We start from the raw sequence: 19,849 nt of genomic DNA, 5'->3' as shown, positions 1-19,849 counted from the left end.
CATATGGCGGCGATTGTTTGACCTGAATGCAGCCTGTGAGTATGCGAGATATAGATCGCGCGCATTCGTATGCGCACTCCGATTCCCGCTGATTCGAAACCATATTCCCTTGCGGAGACCGCTGTGACCGACCCTCTCTCCCATTCGCTTGCCGATCAGGGCATCGCGACCGATGCGACCATCCACGCCAACCTCGATTCCGACGCGCTGACCGAGGCGGCGCTCGCAAACGGCGAAGGCAAGCTCGCGAAGGGAGGACCGCTGGTCGTGGAAACCGGCAAGCACACCGGGCGCAGCGCGAAGGACAAGTTCATCGTGCGCGATGGCGAAACCGAAGACAGCGTGTGGTGGGACAACAACGCCTCAATGTCGCCTGCGCATTTCGCAGCCCTCAAGGACGATTTCCTCGCCGCGCTTAAGGACAAGGGCAGTCTCTATGTCGCCGACCTGTTCGGCGGTTCGCAGCCGGAACATCGGGTCAACGTGCGCGTCATCAACGAACTCGCATGGCACAACCAGTTCATCCGCACGATGCTGGTCCGCCCCACGAAGGACGAATTACGGGGCTTCACTCCGGAATACACAATCATCGATCTGCCGAGCTTCAAAGCCGATCCCGAGCGGCACGGTACGCGCGGCGAAACAGTGATTGCGGTCAATCTTTCCGAAAAGCTGATCCTCATCGGCGGCACACAATATGCCGGCGAAATGAAAAAGAGCGTGTTCGGCATCCTCAATTACCTGCTTCCGCAGCAGGGCGTCATGCCGATGCACTGTTCGGCCAATATCGGCCCCGACGGCAAGAGCGCGGTATTTTTCGGCCTGTCCGGCACCGGCAAGACCACGCTGTCCGCCGATGCGAGCCGCACGCTGATCGGCGACGACGAGCATGGCTGGTCCGACACGGCAGTCTTTAATTTCGAAGGCGGCTGCTATGCCAAGATGATCCGTCTCGATCCCGAAGCGGAACCCGAAATTTATGCCACCACGCAAATGAAAGGCACCGTCCTCGAAAACGTGGTAATGAACGATGCAGGCGAGATCGACCTCGACGACAACAGCCTCGCCGAAAACACACGCGGCGCCTATCCGCTGTCCTCGATCCCCAATACCTCGGAAGAGAATATGGGGCCGCCGCCCAGCACGGTCATCATGTTGACGGCCGATGCGTTCGGCGTGCTGCCTCCGATCGCGCGGCTGACGCCGGACCAGGCGATGTATCACTTCCTGTCGGGTTACACCGCGAAGGTCGCAGGCACGGAGATCGGCGTTACCGAACCGCAGGCGACTTTCAGCACCTGCTTCGGCGCACCCTTCATGCCGCGCCATCCCAGCGTTTATGGCAACCTGCTCAAGAAGCGCATTGCCGAGGGCGGGGCGCAGTGCTGGCTGGTCAATACCGGCTGGACGGGCGGCAAGTATGGCGTTGGCCACCGCATGCCGATCAAGGCGACCCGCGCGCTTCTGAATGCCGCGCTAGACAGTTCGCTGAACGATGCGGAATTCCGCAAGGACCCGCATTTCGGCTTCGATGTTCCGGTGGCGGTTCCGGGGGTCGACAGCGGCATCCTCGATCCTCGCTCGACATGGGCGGACGGCGAGGAATACGACGCAACCGCGCGCAAGCTGGTGCAGTTGTTTATCGACAATTTCGAACCCTTCGCGCCCCATGTGGACGAAGGTGTGCGCCAGGCAGCTCCCGAAGCCGCCTGACCGAATTCGTACCTTCGGGTACGCACGAGTTGGAGAGGAGAGCCCCCGGCCGGGAAACCGGACCGGGGGCTTCGATCATTCGGGTCCGGCGCCGCTCGTATCGCCCGGCTGATCGCCGCCCGGCTGTTCGCCACCCGGCTGATCTCCGCCCTCATCCTCGGTTTGCTCGCTCCATCCCGAACCGCCATCAGGGAACCAGGGCTTGCCTTCGTCCGCGGTTTCGAGCGCGGCGTAATATTTCGCGGCCGTTTCCGCGAGCGAACCGCCATGGGGGTTCGACGTCAACGGATGCATCATGTTACGTGCGAACGAGATCTTTCCTTCACCCGCAAGCATCAGCGCCGCATTCATCGCCAGTCCCTGATCGAACGGAGCGAGGATCGATGCACGCTCCAAAGCGTGCCGGGCGTTCTCGTTGGGCTCCTGGCCGCTTTCCAGGAACTTACGGTAATAGTAAATAAGCGGCAGCGGATGATCGTTTTCGATGCGGTTCAACGCTGTGAAAGGCTTCATCGCCGCATCGAAGGCGGCAGGATCGTCGCTTTCGCCTGCTTTCCGAAACAGCGCATATCCCTTCTGCACATACGCATTCGTACGAGAGGGATCGAGCGCAATGGCGCGGTCCGCCGCTTCGATGGCCGCATCGGTATATCCGGCATCTAACTCCGCTTCAGCGAGCGCAGTTTGCACACCGGCATCGTTGGGATAGCGGGCTGCGATCTCCCTTGCATCGGGAATAAGTTCAAGCGCCTCTTCGCGGGTGACACCGCGCTGAGAAACGATCCTGACATCCATCATCTTCGCTTCGCCTTCCGGCAGACGCTGGACCGAAATCTCGCCATAGTCGAGCAAGTCAGGCCCGAAATTATAGAGGTTCATCCGACGCTGCCGAAGGTAAGTATCGAGTTCTTTTTCCAGAACATTCAAGTCGCCGAAGACTTTTCTCGCAGCTTCCAGCGACGTATCGCCATCGCGCACAGCTCGCCAATATTCCGTAAGCTGTCCTTTGCGTTCGGAATTGAAGGACAAATAATGATACAGGAGCCAGCTGCGCGCATAGAATTGATCGTACCGTTTGCCCTTTGTCTTTTCATAGAGCTCGGCATCGAACAGCGCTTCGATATCGACATCCTCCGAGTAGGCGAAATCCCCCTGCCGGTGCATTGCAGGCCTGCCGATCATGATTCCGCCATCGCGCTCGAAGGAAACGGACGCGAAAAACTCGGCAGCGCCTTCGCTTAACCACCGCGGCATCGCGTAGCGAGAGGTCGAGATCAGGAAATGGTGCGCGTATTCGTGCAGCAGGATGACCGTCGAGAAATCGGCATATTTCCCGGTTCGATTGCGGACGTCCTGAACGAATGCACGCGATGCGCCGGCGCGGGAAACGTAAAACCCACCAATAGTTCGTGTTCCAGTCAGTTTGCGCATTGCCCCCGAGTTGCCGACCGCGAATATGGTGACGCGATTGGAGGGGCTGGGCTTTTCGACTTGCCTGCCGGTTACGAGTTCCAACGCCGAATGGTAGCGTTCCAGATTGGCGGCGAATTCCCGCACGTCTTTCTCGCTATCGTCGGCGTATATGACGAAATGATCGCTGGATGCTTCGTACCAATCCGCCAATGCAGGTGTCGAAACGGATGCCAGCGCGGCGAAAGCCAGTAATTTGCGAACCATGATTCCCCCCGAAAGTACGTTCGAGGGCGGACTGTAGCACAAAACCTAAATAAAGGTGGCCCGATCAGGACATATTTGCCGCTACGTAACGTGATACGTTCTGTGCAAGAACATCCAGTGGCGCATTCCCGCCGAGGACGACCGCGTCGTTGAACGCCTTGAAGTCGTAGTTCTCGTCCAGCTGGGTTTGTGCAAGCTCGCGTTGCCGCACGATTTCGCTGTGGCCGAGCTTGTAGCCGCAGGCTTGCCCGGGCCAACTGCAATAGCGGTCCACTTCGGAAACAACCTCGTCGTATTTCGATCCGTTGCGTTCGACGAAGAACTGCCGTGCCTGTTCGCGGGTCCAGCGTTTGTGATGCAGGCCGGTGTCGACCACCATGCGGCAGGCGCGGAACGCAAGGCTTTGTAGGTAACCCAATCGGCCGACCTGGAAATCGTCATAGGCGCCCAATTCGTCGGCGATCTGCTCCGCATATAAAGCCCAGCCTTCGCTGAACGCATTGAAGGCGAGAATCGAGCGGATCAGCGGGAGGCGATTGGAATATTCGCCCTCCCATACATGGCCGGGGATCGTCTCATGATAGGTGAGATCGGCGAGATCGTATTTACGATGCAGGTCGGTGGTGCGCAGGTTGATCCACATGCGCCCGGGGATCGATCCGTCCTTGCTGCCCGCACCGCCATAGGCACCGGGCGCACCCGGTTCTTCGGCAAGCGGAAGGCGGCGCACTTCGAGGTTTGGATCGACCAGCGTATTGAATGCGCGCGGCATCTGCGATGTGATCCACTGGATGCGCTCGTTGATGAACGCCATGATTTCGGCCCGACCCGGGTCGCCTTCCGGAAACTTGTAACGCTCGTCGGCGCTCAGCGCCTGCATCCGCTCGCCCACCGTTCCACCGGTATAGCCGATATCGCGAAGGATGGGGTCCATCCGAGCGTGTAGCGCGGCAAGCTCTTCTAGACCTTGTTCGTGGACTTCGTCGGGGCTGAGCGTGGTCGTAGTGCTGGCTTTCAGCGCCCAGCGATACCACTCCTCACCACCGGGCTGTGCCCACATACCGGCGTCGCTTTTCGCCAAAGTGCGCTGGGTCCGCAATTCGGCAAGCTGGCGTTCGAGCGCTTCAGCGATGGGCCCTTTGACGAGCTGTTCGACGCCGTTCGCATAAGCCAAAGGCATTCCGGCCGCTTCGAGATTCTGCCGGTACTGCGCCGTGAACAGCGTGCCTGCGACCGCGTCCCCAAGCGTCTGCGCCAATTGCGCATCCGCTTTTTCCAGCAGGAAATCGGGCGGCACCACGCCTATGCGGCGCGCATCCTGCATTCGCTCCAACTCGCCGTCGAGAACGGAGGGGAACTGCGCAAGGCGGGCAAGATAGGCGTCCGCATCGTCGCCGTCCTTCACCGGATGGACCGTGTCCATGAAGCGCGGCATGTCGAGATAGCTGCCGACGTTCTGGATCACGACATAGGGCGCGTTCCGCCAGCTGCCGACCGCAACGTCGCCATAGGGCAGGGCGAACCCTTCAAGGGCGGTGCTGTAAGCGCTTTCGACGACTGCCAGGCTAGTCGATGTCTCGTTCGAGAGCCCTTCGCGCGGGTAGGCGCGAACGCGTTCCAGATCCTGTCGCAGCGTGGCGGCATAGGCCTGCTGCGCTTCGGGCCGCTGGTCCTCCAGCCGTGTACGCAAATACGCATGATCGCCGGTATCGATGCCAAGGCTCGTCGCTCGTTCGGGTTCGTGAGCGAGCAGGTTGTAGGCCACCGTTTCGAGCAGCCGGTCCGCGCCGATCGTCTGCGCTGCGGCGATGCCTTCGGGGCGCGGTGTGAGGGCGCAGCCGCCGAGCGCCAAGGCGGAAACGCCGCCAAGCCCGGCAAGGGCCTGACGGCGGGTTATGTCGATGGAATATCCGGTCATGCGAACAGATGTGCTGCCCGCTTGCCGGCAAGTCAATCAATCGCGCAGGCTCGCCGGCACCTTGCCGCCATTCGCGGCAAGCTGGTTCATCACGCGGCGGTGCAGCCAGATATTGTCGTCGGGGCTGCCGGTGTAGTTCTGGCGACCCATTTCGTCCGCAAGTGCTTTGCGCGACTCGTAATCGGAATCAACGCCGATCAGTTTCATCAGGTCGACGATGGATGTGCGCCAGTTCAATCGGTCGGCGCCCGGCATGGCATCGAGATGGTTTTCGACATCGACGACCGCTACACTATCGGATTGCGGCGGGGAACGAGGGGCGGTCTGCGTCTGTCCTGACGGCGCGGGGGCCGGGGTGGTACGCGTCGGAGCGGGGCGAGGGGCCGGTTTTGCTTCCGCCTCCTTGCCGAAAATGGCGTCTTTGATCTTTCCGAAGATACTCATGCCGTAAGTCCTTATGGCGAACGGCGACCTTTCGCCGTCCCTACGGCGCGACAACGGTGTGCGGGCGGCGCGCGTTCCGGCCTTTCGTCGCAAAGCCTTGAGGGCTAAGACGGGCGTTCATGCTGTCGACCGTCCTTTCCATCACTGTCCTTGCGGCATTGGCGCTCGTTGCCGGCGCATTTGTGCTATGGCGTCGCACGGGCAACGCAAAGCAACCCTTGCTGATGGTGGTCCTCGCAGCGATCGCCTTGGTCAATGTCGCGATCTGGACCTTGCCGGATGGATCGGGTGCCGCCCCGCTCGAAAAAGTCGAACGGAGCGTTGAGTAGGGGTCAGTCAGGGAGTTCCCAGCGAACGGCCCCGGAATACGTACCGGCAACCGGCTCGCCTTGCTTACCGCGCGCCGGTTCGAACTTGGCCCGCTTCTGCACGAGCGCACAGGTCGCACTGTCGAGTTCGCCATGTCCGGTCGAGCCCGTCACTCGGCACCCGGTAATCGTGCCCATCCTCGAAATGTCGAGCTGGAACCGTGCAACACCGGTGAGGTCGCGCCGCGCCCAGCTGCTCTTGTAATCGCTGTCGCGAAGCCAGGCGCCCGGATCGTTGCGCGGCTTGGCGGACACCGGATCCACGCCTGTGTCGCGCGGCGATGGAAGCGGCTGCGGAACTGGCGGATCGAGGGTGATCGGTCCCGGCTGCGGTGTCGGTACGGATGGCAGGATCAATTCGGTCGTTCGGATGTCCGTCGGTCGCGGGTTCACATTGAACTTGGGTTGCGGGACGGTAGGAGGATTGGTTGCCGGAGCTTGGAACTGCTCCGGCTGCGTGGAGGGTTCGGGCTCGGGCGGCGGTGGGGTTTCGGGCAGCTTGAAGTCGATAACCGGAAAAGCGTCATCCACCGGCGGTTTGATGACGCCGCTTACTGTCAGACCGGCAATAAGGACGGCGCCCAGTCCAGCGTGAACCCCAATGGCCGCCGCCAACGAAGCGGGTGAGGGACGATTGGACTGCTCAATATATGACATATCAGGCTCCTCTAACGTTATATTATTCCTTCCACGTTACAACATAACTCAGATAAAGCAAGATTCGTCGTATTGATGCATAAAGGGGTGGGACGCGGCACAGGCATCCCTCCCCCTCAAGTCAGTCGAGATTAGATCAGGTAATCGGGCAGGACGGATCGAGCCGGAAGTCGAGGTAATTGTCGACTGCCGCCATAAGCTCGTCCTGCTCGTTCTCGAAGAAGTGGTTCGCGCGCGGAATTTCTTCGTGATGGATGGTGATGTGCTTTTGCGTGCGCAGCTTGTCGACCAGCTTCTGCACGGCGTTGGGCTGCACCACCGTATCCTGCGCACCGTGGATGAAGATGCCGCTGGCGGGGCAGGGCGCGAGGAAGCTGAAATCATACATGCTCGCCGGCGCGCCGATGGAGAGAAAACCGCGTATTTCAGGGCGGCGCATGAGCAGCTGCATGCCGATAAGCGCGCCGAAGCTGACACCGGCGACCCAGGTCACCTGCGCTTCGGGGTGGATCTGCTGCACCCAGTCGAGCGCGCTGGCTGCATCGCTCAATTCGCCGATGCCGTTGTCGAAGCTGCCCTGGCTGCGGCCGACGCCGCGAAAATTGAAGCGCAGGGTGGCAAAGCCGCGATCGACGAAATCCTTGTACAGCTTCTGCGTGATCTGTTCGTTCATCGTGCCGCCGCCCTGCGGGTGCGGGTGCAAGATCATCGCGACCGGCGCGCGTGGGCGCGGGGCGGGCGAGAAACGGCCTTCGAGGCGGCCTTCGGGGCCGGGAAAGATCACGGTCGGCATGAAGCAATCCTGTCGGTAGAATGTCTGGCGGCACAGGGGGCAACGCCCCTTGCGCAAGGTCGCGCGCTATATAGTGTTGTGCGCGTATTTCGCAATTGTTTAAGGCACGTCTCATTCCGGACCGCATCTATCTCGACCATGCAGCCACCTCGCCGCTGCGCCCCGAAGCGCGCCGGGCGATGGAAGAAGGCTTCGCGCTATGGGCCAATCCCAGCTCGCCCCACGCGGAAGGCCGCAAAGCGCGCGCCGCGCTGGAAGATGCGCGTGAACGGATCAAGGAAGCGCTTGGATGGGATGGAGAGCTGATCTTCACCAGCGGGGCGAGCGAGGCGGCTTTATTGGTGTTCGATTCTGCTGACGTTCTTAATGAAGTCGTCAGCGCAGTAGAGCACGACTGTATTCATGGATTCGCCCGCGACCGCGGCTTGGTGGAAATTCCCGCTGATGCGAGTGGGGCGCTCGATGTAGAAGCGTTGGATCGGCTTTCCGTCGAGCCTTCGCATCATGCGCGTAGACATATTGAAAATCGCCGGTTGGTTGCGATTCAAGATGTGAATTCTGAAACCGGAAATCGGCAGGACATCGAAAATTACGCCGAATGCGTACATCAGAATGGCAGTCTTATCGTGGTCGACTGCGTTCAGTCCGCAGGTAAGTTTTCGCTTTCTCGAAACATCGATTTCGCCCTTATCTCAGCACATAAGTTCGGCGGCCCAATTGGCATCGGCGCGCTGCTCGTCAAAGACTATGCAATGTTGAAACCTTCGGGGGGGCAGGAGCGTGGCTACCGGCGGGGGACCGAGAATCTTCCCGGCGCGCTCGGGATGGCGGCGGCCTTAGAAGATGCCGGGGACCCCTACGTCGCTTTCGAAATTCTCGAACCCTTCGACGCGCTGGCCGACGAATGCCGCAAGCTGGGCGGTACCTGGCTTTCCGACGGTCTGTCGGACCCCACCCCTTATATCCGCGCCATCGCCATGCCGAACATGTCTGCCACAGCGCAGGTCATGCGTTTCGACATGGCGGGCATCGCGGTCAGCCAAGGCAGCGCGTGCTCCAGCGGGACGATGAAGACCAGCCGCGTGCTCGAAGCCATGCAAGTCGAGCCGGAGATCGCGGCGAACACTATCCGGGTCAGCGTCGGCTGGAACACGACCCGCGCCGAGGTCGAGCGGTTCTGCGAGGTCTGGCTGGATCTGGCGAAACCGAGATAGGAGGTTCGTGTTCGACAGGCTTTGGGTGAGCGGGTAGGCGGGGTGCGATGATCTACCTCGATTACCAGGCTACCACTCCCCTCGCCCCCGAAGCGCGCGACGCGATGCTCCGCTGGCTCGATGGGCCGGGCGGTACGGGCTTCGGCAATCCGGCAAGTCCGCATCGCATGGGCCGGCAGGCGAAGGCGGCGGTCGAGATCGCGCGCGAGCAGGTCGCGGCGCTGTTCCCGCCAGGCGGCAAGGTTATTTTTACGGGCGGCGCGACCGAGGCCGCCAACCTCGCCATTCGCGGCAGTGGAACGGAGGGCGCGGTTTCCGTCTCCGCAATCGAACATGCCGCTGTGCTCGACACCGCGCAGGCGGCGGGCAAGTGCCATGTGCTGAACGTCGCCAAAGACGGGCAGTGCAACGTCAGGCAGGATCTCCCGAACGACACCCGCCTCGTCTGCGTCATGGAGGTCAATAACGAGATCGGAACCATCCAGCCGACCGTCGAATGGCATCGAAAGGCGAAAGAGAACAACGCGTTGTTCTTCTGCGACGCAGTGCAGGCCTTTGGCCGGATCGAGGTGATGATGGCCGACATGATCGCGATCAGCGCACACAAGTTCCATGGGCCGAAAGGCGTCGGTGCGCTGTGGGTGCGCGAGGGGCTTGAGCTTGCCGAGGTACAGACCGGCGGCGGGCAGGAATTCGGCATGCGCTCCGGAACTTTGAGCCCGGCGCTGATCGCCGGGATGGGCGCGGCCGCGAAGGAAGCGAAAGAGCGGATGGAACGCGATGCCGAGCACGTGGAAAAACTATGGGCTCGGGCGCGCGAAATTTTCGACGGCTGGACGATTAACGGAAGCGCCGAGGCGCGCTGGCATGGCAATCTCAACCTCCGGCGCAAGGGGCTCGACGTGAACCGGTTGATGAGCGAGGTGCGCGATGTGATGTTCTCCGCTGGATCCGCCTGCGCCAGCGGGTCTGGCCGGCCGAGCCATGTGCTCAAGGCCATCGGCTTGTCGGACAAGCAGGCGAAAAGTTCCATCCGGCTGGGCTTCGGGCGCTACACCACGCTGGACGAGATCGAGGATGCGGGCCGCCAGATCAACGACGCAGCGAAGGCGCAGGGGCTATGAAGCTCGCTTTCGTCACGCCGGAGGGCGATACGGTCGCCGCCGAAGGCGAGGTTGGCGAAAGCCTGCTCCGCGCCGCCCAGCGCGCCGGAATGCCGCTCGAAGGTACGTGTGAGGGGCAGATGGCCTGTTCGACCTGTCACGTGGTTGTCGCCGCCGAGTGGTTCGACCGATTGGCCGAAGCGAGCGAGGAGGAAGAGGACATGCTCGACCTTGCCGCAGGCGTGCGCCGTACCAGCCGGCTTTCGTGCCAGATCGTATTGAACGAAGCGCTGGATGGCCTCGCAGTCGAGATACCCTCTGAAAGCTACGACATGCGGCGGGGCTAGGCCTAGGCGTCCATCCGCACCTCGCGCTCCCGCGGCAGGTAGGCGGGTGAGGATTCGTTACCTGCCGCCGCATCGAGTTCGGCCGCCACCGCCAGCATCCTTTCGCGCAACCGGCAATGCATCGACCAGCCTGCCTTTGGATCGGTCGAACGAGCCATGAAACGCACCACCATTGCCCGCGCATTCTGCCCGACCACTTCGCATTTCGCATCGTCCGGATCGATGACGTCCTCGTCGCTCTCGACGAATTCGCGGAACGGTCCCCGCAAGGCCTCGACGTCGGCTCGATTGTCGAGCTCGAGCTCGACATGCATCATCAGGCTCGGATCCTTCTTCGTCCAGTTCTCGAAGCTTTCGCTGGTGAAGGCGCTGACAGGCGCGATCACCCGCCGCTCGTCCCAGGTGCGCAGGCGCAGGTGGGTGAATCCGATCTTTTCGACATAGCACCACTGGTCGTCGTAATAGACGGCATCGCCAATCCGGGCGCTCTGGGCGAAGGCGATCTGCACGCTCGCCATGATGTCGCCCAGTACCTTTCGCGCGGCAAAGGCAAGGACGAGGCCGAGCACACCCGCCCCCGCAAGGATCGAGAAGCCGAGCGTGCTGGAAAGACTGCTGGCGACGAGCAGGAATCCGACGGCAGCAAGCATCAGCAGAGCCGTGACGATCCGGCGGATCGCGCTCATCTTGGTATAGAAATCGCGGTCTTCGCTATTGTCCGGCGCCTCCAGCTCGTCGGTGCGCCGATCGGTGGCGAAATCGAACATCGCCTCGATGATCGCGAGGGCGACGCCGAGGACTGCCGCTATGACAAGAACGAGCTGCAAGGGGTCGAGGAGATCCTTCACCGGACCCGATAACTTGAAGAAGGTTGCCCGGATAAGGGCAAAGGTCCCGGCGAACGCGAGTAGAGTGGCAGGCAGATGCACTGCCTGCAGGATGCCGAATTCCTGACTGTCCTTCCTGTTGTGTCGCCGCCAGCGCTTGATCGCGAGATAGGTCAGCGCGGCAGCGAAAGCGGATAGCAGCAGGATCAGGGGCAGGGCGATCACTTCCCACCATGCGAGCGTCCAGAACGCCTGCTGGCGAAGGAGGGGCGGCAAAGATTTCTCGAACGCGGTCGGCCCGTATTCGGCATAAAGCACAGGAACGTTGGCGACCGTCTGACGACTGAACACCCACACCGGTTCGCCGTCCGGCGCCTGCACCCGCGCGATGCGGATGGTCACCGGGCGGTTCGGCAAGTCGAGATTGCCGACGGTGATGGAGCGACGGGCCACGCCCGCCATCGGGTCCTTGCTGCTGGTCTGCGTATCGACGGCGTCGGGCCGATCAGGCAGCGCCGCCCAGTCGATCGGCACGCTGCGGTGGATGAGGTCGTAAAGCTGGGCGGCCAGTTCGCGCGCCGATGCGTCCCCGCCCCGCATATTCGCCATGTCTAGCGCAGCGGCGGCGCGGTTCCAGTCCTTGGCCTCACCTGCTTCGAGGAAGGTTTCCATCAGGCCGCGCGGGGTATCGAGATCGAGCGGCGTGGCTAAGCCGGACTGATTGTCGAGCCGCTCGATCTGGTAGACGAACGGCTCGCTATCCTGCGCGATCTCACGCGACTGCGCGCTCGCCATCGGCGCGACGACAAACGTAAGGCACAGGATGACGAGCGACAGCAGGCGACCGATGATTGTTCTCCCCATGGCGACACAATGCATAGGCAAGCGGGTAGGTCCAAACCGTAAGCGCCGCGTCGCGAGGAGGGAGGTTCAGGTTTCGGTGGCATCCGGCTCACGTATCCATGCATTTCCGCCAATCGTATTGATCTTGCGGAATGCGCGGATGCCGCCCCACAGCAGCAAGCCGACCAGCAGGAGCACGGTTACCACGATCAGTAGAAAGGCAATGAGATTGCCGAAGATCGAGGCGAGCGAGCCAAGGGCGTTGCGGATCGGATCGACGAAACCGCCTTGGCTGGGCGCACCGGCTTCGTATTCCAGCGTCATGGTGCTGTAGGCGACGCGCCCACGCATTTCGGCAAGCCAGCTGCGCGCTTGGTCGATCTCCTCGTTCACCTGTGCCACGCCGCGTTCGGCCTCGACCAGTTCGGCGACCGTCCCGCTACGATTGCGCAGCACTTCCATCAGCCGATCGCGCAAAACGGTGCGAGCACGTAACCGGGCCTCCGTATCCACGATCCGCTTGGACAAATCCTCGCCCTGTATCGAGGACGAGGTGAGCTCGCCGTCCATCTGTCCGCTCGCCGCCGTTAGCGCTTTGCCGAACTGGCGCGCTTGATCGCTGGCCACCGCGATGCTCAGATTGCCATAAGCGTAATCCCCCTCGCGCTCGCCAGAATCCATAGATACGATCCGGCAGACTTGGGGACCCTTGGCTTCGCACATATCGGCATGGCGTTCCTGTAGAGGACGTATCGTGTCTGCGGGGACGCGGAACCCGTATGCGAATGCATAAGCTATTTGCGGCAGGCTGGTGGCAATCGCACCTGACACAGGGAGGTCCCTACCAGCAGTGCGAGGCACCGCTGGCGGAATAGGCGGCGCCGCGCGGTTGAACGCACCCTGCTCGCCGGCTTCCATTAAGCCGAATTCGTTGGGCGGCGCCATATCGGATTCCGCGGCATCGACGGTAGTTACATGTTCGACGCTCGCGCTTTCTCAACTGTCGCTGCAACCCGTTGTGCCCAGCAGTATTATCCCGGCAAGCCAATACCCTGTACGCATCCTGCTCACTCCTATGCCTTATTTGAAACACAACTAAGACACAATTTCGCCTCATTCGCAAACGGTAAGTTCGCAGATACGATCTCATATGAAATTGAGACTTACGGGAAGCACAAAAATGCCCCGCCGGATTGCTCCAGCAGGGCTCACAATTTGTTGAAATTTCGAAGTTTATGCGGTTTCCATCGCATCCTTCTTGGCCGTCTGGCCGAGCGCCTCGATGAGCGCCTTCGAGAAGGCCGGAATGTCGTCTGGGTTGCGGCTGGTGATGATGTTGCCATCCTTCGCGACTTCCTGGTCGACCACATTTGCACCGGCATTCTTCAGATCGGTACGGATCGACTTGTAGCAGGTCGCGGTCTTGCCCTGAACGATGCCCGCTTCGATCAGCAGCCACGGCGCATGGCAGATGGCCGCGATCGGTTTGCCCGCCATGTTGAATTCCTTGACGATGGCAACGGCACGCTCGTTGACGCGTAGGAGATCGGGATTGATCTGGCCGCCCGGCAGCAACAGCGCATCATAGCCATCGCAGTTCGAAACGCTGTCGAGCGTTTTGTCGACCTTTATGGTTTTGCCCCAATCGTCCTCATCCCAGGCCTTGATGTCTCCAGCTTCGAGACTGACGACCTCGGTCTCGATTCCGGCCTCTTCCAGGTTCGCCTTGGGCTTGAAAAGTTCGGATTGTTCGAAGCCGTTGGTGGCGAGGATCATTACTTTGGTCATAGCTAGCTCCTTGATTACGTGTTGTTCCGATAACGGATGGGGGAGGGACAGTGTTCCGCTCTGTTAGCCGGAGCGTGGCGATGATAGGGCGGGGCGCGAGAAAGCCGATCGCATCCGGCTTTCATGACAATTCATGGTTGAATGACAGTGCCCGATACCGACACCGCAGAGCCCGATCCGTTTGACGCCATCGTTGATTCACCGTTCGATGCCGCCCTGTCCGAACGCTATCTCGTCTATGCGCTGTCCACGATCACCGCGCGCTCGCTGCCAGATCTGCGCGACGGGCTAAAGCCGGTCCATCGCCGTCTGTTATGGGCGATGCGGCAGCTGAAGCTCAACCCGACCGACGCGTTCAAGAAATCCGCCCGCGTAGTGGGCGATGTGATCGGCAAGTACCACCCGCATGGCGATGCCAGCGTGTACGATGCGATGGTCCGCCTCGCGCAGGATTTCGCGCTGCGCTATCCGCTGGTCGAGGGGCAGGGCAATTTCGGCAATATCGACGGCGATAACGCCGCCGCCTACCGCTATACTGAGGCTCGCCTAACCCGCACCGCGCTGCGCCTGATGGAAGGATTGGACGAAGGCACGGTCGAGTTCATCCCGACCTATAACGGCGAGGAGCAGGAGCCGGAAATCTTCCCCGGCCTGTTTCCCAACCTGCTTGCCAACGGGGCCAGCGGCATCGCGGTCGGCATGGCGACCAATATCCCCTCGCACAACGTTGCCGAAATCGTCGATGCGACGCTGGAGGTAATCGACAACCCGCATGTCGAGCACGCGCGTCTGATGGAACTGTTCAAGGGGCCGGACTTCGCGACAGGCGGCGTCGTACCCGAAAGCGCCGCGACGATTAGCGCGGCTTACGAGACCGGGCGCGGCAGCTTCCGGGTGCGCGGGCGGTTCCATGCAGCGGAAGCGGCCCGGGCCGAAGATCGGGAGGCGGGGATCGAGCGCTTGGGCGGCGGGCAGTGGCAGCTCGTCATCAGCGAGGTTCCGTATCAGGTGCAGAAGGGCAAGCTAATCGAGCAGATCGCCGCGTCCATCGGCGATCGCAAATTGCCGATCCTGGAAGATGTGCGCGACGAGAGCGACGAGCAGATCCGTATCGTACTGGTCCCGCGCAGCCGCAATATCGATCCCGAATTGCTAAAGGAAAGCATTTACAAGCTGACCGACATGGAAACGCGCTTCGGGCTGAACCTCAACGTTTTAGACGCCACCCGCACGCCGATCGTGATGGGCCTGCACGAGGTTCTGTCGAACTGGATCGCCAGCCAGATCGACATTCTCCAGCGCCGCAGCCGGCACCGGCTCGAGCAGATTGCGCGGCGGCTGGAGCTGGTCGAAGGCTATATCGCTGCCTACCTCAATCTCGACCGGGTGATCGAGATCATCCGCACCGAGGACGAGCCGAAGCCGATCATGATGGCCGAGTTCGAGCTGACCGATCGGCAGGCTGAGGCGATCCTCAACATGCGGCTGCGATCCTTGCGCAAGCTGGAAGAAATGCAGTTGCGGCAGGAGAAGGACGATCTGCTTAAGGAGCAGGACGAACTTGAAAAGCTTCTCGGTTCGCCCGCCCGCCAGCGCACCCGGCTGAAGCGCGACCTGAACAAGCTGCGCAAGGAGTATGGCGAAGATACCGCGCTCGGCAAGCGGCGCACGACCATCGCGGAGGCCGAACCGACGGTCGAATTCAGCATGGATGCGATGATCGAGAAAGAACCGGTCACCGTCATCCTAAGCCAGAAAGGCTGGGTGCGCGGGGCTAAGGGGCATCTGCCGCTGGATCAGGACTTCAAGTATAAGGAAGGCGACGGCCCCGCTTTCGTGCTTCATGCGCAGACAACCGACAAAATCCTGCTGGCGACCGACAAGGGGCGGTTCTTCACATTAGGGGCCGACAAATTACCCGGCGGCCGCGGTTTCGGCGAGCCGGTTCGCAACACGCTCGATATCGAGACTAGCGCGAACATCATCGCTGCCATTCCGCACAAGGAGGGCCGGCGCGTTCTGCTCGCTGCCGACACCGGCAAGGGATTTTCCACCGCGACCGACGATCTCCTCGCCGAAACCCGCAAGGGGCGGCAGGTGGTTACTCTGCGCGGCGATGCGAAGCTGCGCGTGGCGAAAGTAATCGACGAAAGCCATGACCATGTCGCGGTGGTGGGCGAGAATCGCAAGCTCGTCGTCTTCAATCTCGAGGAGCTGCCGACCCTTGCCAAGGGCCAAGGCGTCAAGCTGCAAAGCTATCGCGACGGCGGGCTGTCCGACGCGACGACTTTTACGCTGGAAGAGGGGCTAAGCTGGACGATGGGCGGCAAGGAAGGCCGCACCCGGACCGAGAACGAGATGTGGCAATGGAAGGTCGCACGTGGCGGTGCGGGCCGAATGCCGCCGCAAGGCTTCCCGCGCGACAATACGTTCGACTAAGGCGGGACAGGCCAACGGCACGAAAAAAGCCGGAAGCGGCAGCCCGCTCCCGGCTTTCAATCGACCCCCCGAAGTCCCGTCGGGGGCGAAACCTTCTTACAGGGCGTCGGTATCCGAAGCCGCGGCTTCGGCATTCGCTTCCGCATCGGCTGCAGTGGCGGCAGGTGCCGCCGCTCCGCCGTTCATCGCCGCATCGATCTGGGCATTGGTCAAACGTGCCTTCAAACCCTGATCGCCAGCATCGAAATATTCACGCAGTAGCGTGACCTTGTCCATCTCATCGTCGCCACGAGCGATAATGACATTGTCGCCGTTGATTTCGAGAATGGTACCGATCGGCTCGTTATTGGCATCCATCACGCTCGCGCCTTCGACGAGAGCGGCATCACGTGCAGCAGCGGATTGGGCAAGCTGCTGATCGACCATCGTATCGATCTGCATCTTGGTGACGGTGATGGTCGGGCCGTTTTCGCCCTCTCCATACATATTGAGCGCGAGCGGCACCTTATGCTTGCCAGTGTCGAGAACGGCCTGACCGTTTTCTACCGACACGATCGTGCCAACCTGATTGCCTTCCGGTCCGTAAACCGTCGAACCGACAGTAACGCCGCTCTGCGCGAGGGCAGGGGTGGCGGCCAGGGCGAGGGAGGCAACAGCAAGTTTAACGAATTTCACGTAATTCTCTCCAAGTTACTTGAGGGGGATGCACATCACGCGACGAGCGATTGATATGCTTGAAACGCCAAAATGTTATGCTGCGTCGCAGCTTAAGCGTGGATGAAGGCGCATTTCAAGGCGATCAAACGGTGCTGCGCTGCGCCAAAACTTCGTCGAGTAACTCGGCGATGCGGGGCTCATCGGGGAAACCCTCATCAACCCACCTCGCTTCCACCTCGCGCATCGTTTTGGCGACCTGGGGCCCCGCCGCAATGCCGCGTTCCACGATGCGACCTCCGTTGAGGGGGAATTTGGGTACTGACCATCCGGAAAACGGCGCGAGGCTTTCTCCCAGAATGAGCAAGCGGTCCTGCGCACACTCCATACCTGTCCGGTAAGCCAATGCGCGCGGATCACTGCTATCGGCGGACGTTCGTTCGGCGATACACATCAATCGGTTTCGATGCTGCTTCGATAAACGCAAACGTGCAGCGACGGCTTCACAAATGTTCGAGATCGGGGGGAGGAGTGCACCGAGGCGGCGGATCGGGTTCGCCGCGACGCTTTCGCTCAGTTCCTGTGCAATAAGTTTTTTCAGAACGTCAATAGTGCGGTCAGTCGCTTCTGGGAGGATCACGGGAAGGACCCCGAGCTTGCGCATCAGCACGATGGTGTCGACGGGTGTCGGCAGAGCGAGGATCGCAAGCAGTTCCATCGCAATCCGTTCGCGGCTTAGCCCTTTCAGCGTGTGCGCAAGGTTGCGGCAGGCCTCGATCGCGTCCGGGTCCGGCGTATCGCCGAACCGCGCCTGGAAGCGAAAATAGCGCAGGATGCGCAAGTGGTCTTCGCGAATGCGTTCGGCGGCATTGCCGATGAACCGAACCCGGTGGGCGGCCAGGTCTTCAAGACCGCCGAAGAAATCTGCGATCTCCAGCGTCTCCGGATCGGCATAGAGGGCATTGATCGTGAAGTCGCGCCGCGCGGCATCTTCGTGCCATTCGGCGGCGTAAGTCACGGTTGCGCGGCGTCCGTCGGTCGAGACATCTCGGCGCAATGTGGTGATCTCGACATTGCCTTGCGGCAGAACCGCCGTCACCGTGCCGTGATCGATCCCGGTCGGCACGGTCTTGATACCCGCGGCCGTGCATCGTTCGATAACCGCATTAGGCATCAGGACGGTCGCGCAGTCGATATCGTGGATGGCCTTGCCGAGCAGGGTATCGCGCACCGCCCCGCCCACATAGCGCGCCTTGCCCTTCCCAAGCGCAGCCATCAGCGCGGCAAGATCGTCGCGCTGGGTCCAGGGGGATTGAGGTAGAGAAGCTGTCATACGCAAAGAGGGACTAGACCCACGCGAGGCGCCGCGAAAGGTTGTGACAGATCGCTGCTGTCACGCCCCATACGCGGTAGCCTTCGTAGTCCATCTCATAATAATGGCGGCAAGCGCCTTTCCAGAACACGCTGTTTTGCTGCCAGCGCGTGCGATCGAGCAGAAGGGCCAGCGGCATCTCGAACCAGCTTTCGACCTCGCGGGGATCGGGGCGGATGACGAGATCGGCGGGGATCGTGGCGAGCACCGGCGTGATGTCGAAGCCGGTGCCGGTCTGATAGCGGTCGGTCGTGCCGATCATACGGACGTCGGCGGGCCGAATGCCGAGTTCCTCCTCAGCTTCGCGTAAGGCGGCTTCGGTCGCAGCTTCCCCCGGCTCCAGCTTGCCGCCGGGGAAAGCCACCTGCCCGGGATGATCGCGCATGGTCCTGGGGCGCTGGGTGAGGAGCACGCCGGGTTCCTCGCGCTCCGTCACCGCGATCAGCACGGCGGCATCGGCGGTCCGGTCCGCGTCAGCGAAGGAGGCATCGGTAAGAAGGTCGGGAAGGTCGGCGGCATGACCCTCGTCGAACAGGACCTTCAGCCGATCGAACACATCGCTCATTCGGGCCGAAGCGCAAAGGTTTTGCCGCCGCTCGTCACTGTCCAGTGCTCGCTTTCCTCGAGCGCGATCTGCGCCAGTTGCTCGTAGGTCGAACGGTTCAACCGGGCTTCGCATCCGCGGCGCACGTGAAGGTAGAGGGCCGGCTGGTCCGGATCGCCCGACGCGCGCAGGGAGTTGTCCGAGCCAGCGACCACGAGATCGTCGGTATTCAATCGGAATGCGAGATCGCCGTCCTTGCGCGAAACATCGACGGCCTGGAAACAGGCATCCTCGACTTCGATCGACAGCTTCTGGAACGGGGTAACGAGCCAGTATCCGCTGTCCCCCTCGCGCCGCAGCAGGCCGGAAAACGCGCGAACCATCGCCTGCCGTTTTATGGGCGAGCCTTCGTGATACCACGTGCCATCCGCCGCGATGCACATGTGGCTGTCGCCGCTCTGCTGAGGATCCCATTGTTCGACGGGTGGCAGTTTGCGCTGAGCCACCTGCTCTGCGATTTCGGCGAGCGACAAACCGGCGAGTTCGGGGGGCGGGGTATAGACCATGCTTACTATCTGGAGCGCGCCATGCCGAGGTGCAACGGGTTACATACGCCAAGGACCCAGAATGCCTTCCGCAGGCAGGATCGCCGGATTGGCGGTGCGGACCAGCAGGCGTTCGGGATCGAACGGGCCGGGGCAGGTCCAGCCGGCGGTGTGCTGCGCGGTGAAGTTCCAGCGTGCGTAATATTCCGGGTCGCCGATCATCACCAGCGGCAACGGCATGGCACCGCTTTCGAAACCTGCATCGACCGCACCGAGGCTCGCCGCCATGAGCGCCTTGCCATAGCCTTCGTTCTGATAGCCGGGTGCAACAGCCACCGGGCCGACCATGATCATCGGATGCGGCCGCTTGTGCGGATCGAGCAGGGCGACCGGCCATAGCTGGATCGATCCCGCGAGATAGTCTTCGTCGTCGAGCGCCGCGAAGCTCAATCCGTCAAGCGCCGTCACGCCCTGCCGAATGCGATAGGCGGTGCGCGCGCGCCGTTCGATGCCGAAGGATGCGTCGAGCAATTGCTCGATCTGTTTCGGGTCGATCGCGGAGAGGGGAACGATGGTCGGCATGGCGGCGCGCTCGTTAGGTCG

General features: G+C 61.6%; 19 protein-coding genes. 6 read left to right on the top strand and 13 right to left on the bottom strand.

The window, feature by feature from the left end; all coding sequences use genetic code 11:
• The first annotated feature begins 123 nt into the window (after nt 1-123).
• Nucleotides 124-1,713 (top strand): phosphoenolpyruvate carboxykinase, encoded by a 1,590-nt coding sequence (locus E3U23_RS06185; RefSeq protein ID WP_279350355.1) that lies wholly within the window; start codon nt 124-126, stop codon nt 1,711-1,713.
• Nucleotides 1,714-1,788: 75 nt separating this feature from the next.
• On the opposite strand, the gene E3U23_RS06180 is transcribed toward E3U23_RS06185, so the two are convergent.
• The 3 genes from E3U23_RS06180 to E3U23_RS06170 all read right to left on the bottom strand — a co-directional run bounded on the left by E3U23_RS06180 (nt 1,789) and on the right by E3U23_RS06170 (nt 5,752).
• Entirely contained in the window at nt 1,789-3,390 is a 1,602-nt protein-coding gene (locus tag E3U23_RS06180) for a DUF1570 domain-containing protein (protein WP_279350354.1), read from the bottom strand.
• A 64-nt stretch (nt 3,391-3,454) separates the two neighbouring features.
• Nucleotides 3,455-5,308, bottom strand: a complete 1,854-nt coding sequence (locus E3U23_RS06175) for a DUF885 domain-containing protein (RefSeq protein ID WP_279350353.1) — start codon at nt 5,306-5,308, stop codon at nt 3,455-3,457.
• Nucleotides 5,309-5,344: 36 nt separating this feature from the next.
• Nucleotides 5,345-5,752 carry a DUF3597 domain-containing protein gene (locus tag E3U23_RS06170; protein ID WP_279350352.1) on the bottom strand — a complete coding sequence of 136 codons (408 nt, stop codon included), beginning with the start codon at nt 5,750-5,752 and terminating at the stop codon, nt 5,345-5,347.
• Between the two features lie 119 nt (nt 5,753-5,871).
• Between E3U23_RS06170 and E3U23_RS06165 the strand changes: the two genes are divergently transcribed.
• Complete coding sequence (locus E3U23_RS06165; protein WP_279350351.1) at nt 5,872-6,081, top strand: hypothetical protein; 210 nt, start codon at nt 5,872-5,874, stop codon at nt 6,079-6,081.
• A 3-nt stretch (nt 6,082-6,084) separates the two neighbouring features.
• Here the strand turns inward: E3U23_RS06165 and E3U23_RS06160 are convergent, their stop codons facing one another.
• The gene (locus tag E3U23_RS06160; protein ID WP_279350350.1) at nt 6,085-6,777 is read right to left on the bottom strand and encodes an energy transducer TonB; all 693 of its coding nucleotides are present in this window, start codon (nt 6,775-6,777) and stop codon (nt 6,085-6,087) included.
• A gap of 136 nt (nt 6,778-6,913) precedes the next feature.
• Entirely contained in the window at nt 6,914-7,570 is a 657-nt protein-coding gene (locus E3U23_RS06155) for an alpha/beta hydrolase (RefSeq protein ID WP_279350349.1), read from the bottom strand.
• 179 nt (nt 7,571-7,749) lie between these two features.
• Between E3U23_RS06155 and E3U23_RS06150 the strand changes: the two genes are divergently transcribed.
• The 3 genes from E3U23_RS06150 to E3U23_RS06140 are packed head-to-tail and all read left to right on the top strand — an operon-like array spanning nt 7,750 to nt 10,234.
• Nucleotides 7,750-8,784 carry a cysteine desulfurase family protein gene (locus E3U23_RS06150; protein ID WP_431732670.1) on the top strand — a complete coding sequence of 345 codons (1,035 nt, stop codon included), beginning with the start codon at nt 7,750-7,752 and terminating at the stop codon, nt 8,782-8,784.
• 47 nt (nt 8,785-8,831) lie between these two features.
• Nucleotides 8,832-9,908: a cysteine desulfurase family protein gene (locus tag E3U23_RS06145; protein ID WP_279350347.1), complete on the top strand. Its 1,077-nt coding sequence runs from the start codon at nt 8,832-8,834 to the stop codon at nt 9,906-9,908.
• A complete protein-coding gene (locus E3U23_RS06140; RefSeq protein WP_279350346.1) occupies nt 9,905-10,234 on the top strand; it encodes a 2Fe-2S iron-sulfur cluster-binding protein in 330 nt (109 codons plus the stop codon). Before E3U23_RS06145 ends, E3U23_RS06140 begins: the two co-directional genes overlap by 4 nt.
• 2 nt (nt 10,235-10,236) lie before the next feature.
• Here the strand turns inward: E3U23_RS06140 and E3U23_RS06135 are convergent, their stop codons facing one another.
• The 3 genes from E3U23_RS06135 to E3U23_RS06125 form a co-directional block, all read right to left on the bottom strand.
• Entirely contained in the window at nt 10,237-11,925 is a 1,689-nt protein-coding gene (locus E3U23_RS06135) for a mechanosensitive ion channel family protein (protein WP_279350345.1), read from the bottom strand.
• A 66-nt stretch (nt 11,926-11,991) separates the two neighbouring features.
• Complete coding sequence (locus E3U23_RS06130; protein ID WP_279350344.1) at nt 11,992-12,849, bottom strand: DUF4349 domain-containing protein; 858 nt, start codon at nt 12,847-12,849, stop codon at nt 11,992-11,994.
• Nucleotides 12,850-13,137: 288 nt separating this feature from the next.
• A complete protein-coding gene (locus E3U23_RS06125) occupies nt 13,138-13,692 on the bottom strand; it encodes a type 1 glutamine amidotransferase domain-containing protein (protein WP_279350343.1) in 555 nt (184 codons plus the stop codon).
• Nucleotides 13,693-13,833: 141 nt separating this feature from the next.
• On the opposite strand from E3U23_RS06125, the gene parC reads away from it, so the two are divergent.
• Entirely contained in the window at nt 13,834-16,131 is a 2,298-nt protein-coding gene (parC, locus tag E3U23_RS06120; protein ID WP_279350342.1) for a DNA topoisomerase IV subunit A, read from the top strand.
• A gap of 96 nt (nt 16,132-16,227) precedes the next feature.
• Here parC and E3U23_RS06115 read toward each other — a convergent pair whose 3' ends face one another.
• From E3U23_RS06115 to E3U23_RS06095, 5 genes are all read right to left on the bottom strand, one after another.
• Nucleotides 16,228-16,806: a hypothetical protein gene (locus E3U23_RS06115; RefSeq protein ID WP_279350341.1), complete on the bottom strand. Its 579-nt coding sequence runs from the start codon at nt 16,804-16,806 to the stop codon at nt 16,228-16,230.
• Nucleotides 16,807-16,930: 124 nt separating this feature from the next.
• Nucleotides 16,931-18,118, bottom strand: a complete 1,188-nt coding sequence (locus E3U23_RS06110) for a CCA tRNA nucleotidyltransferase (RefSeq protein ID WP_279350340.1) — start codon at nt 18,116-18,118, stop codon at nt 16,931-16,933.
• Between the two features lie 13 nt (nt 18,119-18,131).
• Complete coding sequence (locus E3U23_RS06105) at nt 18,132-18,722, bottom strand: CoA pyrophosphatase (RefSeq protein WP_279350339.1); 591 nt, start codon at nt 18,720-18,722, stop codon at nt 18,132-18,134.
• The gene (locus E3U23_RS06100; RefSeq protein WP_279350338.1) at nt 18,719-19,267 is read right to left on the bottom strand and encodes a DUF1285 domain-containing protein; all 549 of its coding nucleotides are present in this window, start codon (nt 19,265-19,267) and stop codon (nt 18,719-18,721) included. Before E3U23_RS06100 ends, E3U23_RS06105 begins: the two co-directional genes overlap by 4 nt.
• 39 nt (nt 19,268-19,306) lie before the next feature.
• The gene (locus E3U23_RS06095; protein ID WP_279350337.1) at nt 19,307-19,828 is read right to left on the bottom strand and encodes a GNAT family N-acetyltransferase; all 522 of its coding nucleotides are present in this window, start codon (nt 19,826-19,828) and stop codon (nt 19,307-19,309) included.
• Between the last annotated feature and the right edge of the window lie 21 nt (nt 19,829-19,849).

The sequence above is a fragment of the Erythrobacter litoralis genome (genome assembly GCF_029760855.1).
In the GTDB taxonomy this organism is placed as follows: Bacteria; Pseudomonadota; Alphaproteobacteria; order Sphingomonadales; family Sphingomonadaceae; genus Qipengyuania; species Qipengyuania litoralis_A.
Note: the sequence above shows the minus strand (reverse complement) of the source record. Positions and strands in the feature narration are given on the sequence as shown.